Genomic DNA, 1,003 nt, shown 5'->3' on the forward strand with positions numbered 1-1,003 from the left:
GATGTAGTCGGCGGTGTACCGGGCGGCGTTCAGCGGCTTGGACGGGCCTTCCAGGTAATGACCGGGCACCACCACTTTCGGTTTGAGCTTCTGGATCTGGGCCAGCGTGGCCAGCCAGCCGGTGTGGGACGCGGGGGTCTGGGTGTCGGCCATCCACACGTGCAGGTTGTTGACCAGCGGAATGCCGCCCACCACCGCCTTCAGCGACGGAATCCACACAAAGCTGCGGTCCGGTTGCGCATCGCCTTTGATCTCCAGCTTTTTGCCTTCCAGCGTCAGCGTGTGGCCGGCCAGCACCTCGGGCAGCACGGTGGTGCTGGGCGCGTCGGTCTTGAGGATGGGGCCCCAGTAGGCCAGCTTGCCCGCAGCGCTGTCTTTGATGTGCTGTACGGTGTGCGATGTGGCGACGATCTTGGCGGCGGGGAAGGCTTTGCTAATGGTTTCCAGGCCGAAGTAGAAGTCGGGGTCGCCATGGCTGATGTAGATGGTGGTGAGGTTTTTGCCGCTGGCGCGGATTTTGTCCACCACTTTGGCGGCCTGCGATGCGCCGAATTGCGCGTCGATCAGCACCGCGTCTTTTTCGCCGGTGACCAGCACCGACGAGACGGGGAAGATGGCCTCATGGCCGGGGTTGTAGACATCCAGCTTGAGCGGGCCTGCGGCCAGGGCCGGGGCGGCCAGGGTGGCTGCGGCAAGGGCGGTGAGGGCCCAGCGGGCAGCGGTGGAAGTAGTGGTCATGGGGTTTCCAAACAGGTGTGTGTTGCGATGGGTGGAATGTTAGTTGTGTTTATTGATTGGAAAAACCCTAGAATTTGCCCTAGTTTGTTGTCAAAACCGGTCGAATAATATGGATACCTTGAAGGCGATGCAGGTCTTTGTGGCCGTGGTGGACGCGGGCAGCCAGACGGCGGCGGCCGATGCGCTGGGCCTGTCGCGCCCGGTGGTGTCGCGGTTCATTGCCGAGCTGGAGGGCTGGAGCAGGGCGCGGCTGCTGCACCGCACC

2 protein-coding genes are annotated in these 1,003 nt (G+C 63.2%); one reads left to right on the forward strand and one right to left on the reverse strand.

The features are described from left to right. Window positions 1-738 (reverse strand): MBL fold metallo-hydrolase (locus tag AC097L_RS26635; protein WP_479589690.1); only part of this gene is annotated, 738 nt, incomplete at its 3' end. 109 nt (window positions 739-847) lie between these two features. On the opposite strand from AC097L_RS26635, the gene AC097L_RS26640 reads away from it, so the two are divergent. Further along, the coding region (locus AC097L_RS26640) for a helix-turn-helix domain-containing protein (protein ID WP_479589691.1) at window positions 848-1,003 on the forward strand (156 nt) is incomplete at its 3' end.

The sequence above is a fragment of the Rhodoferax sp. RT5P35 genome (assembly GCF_056521385.1).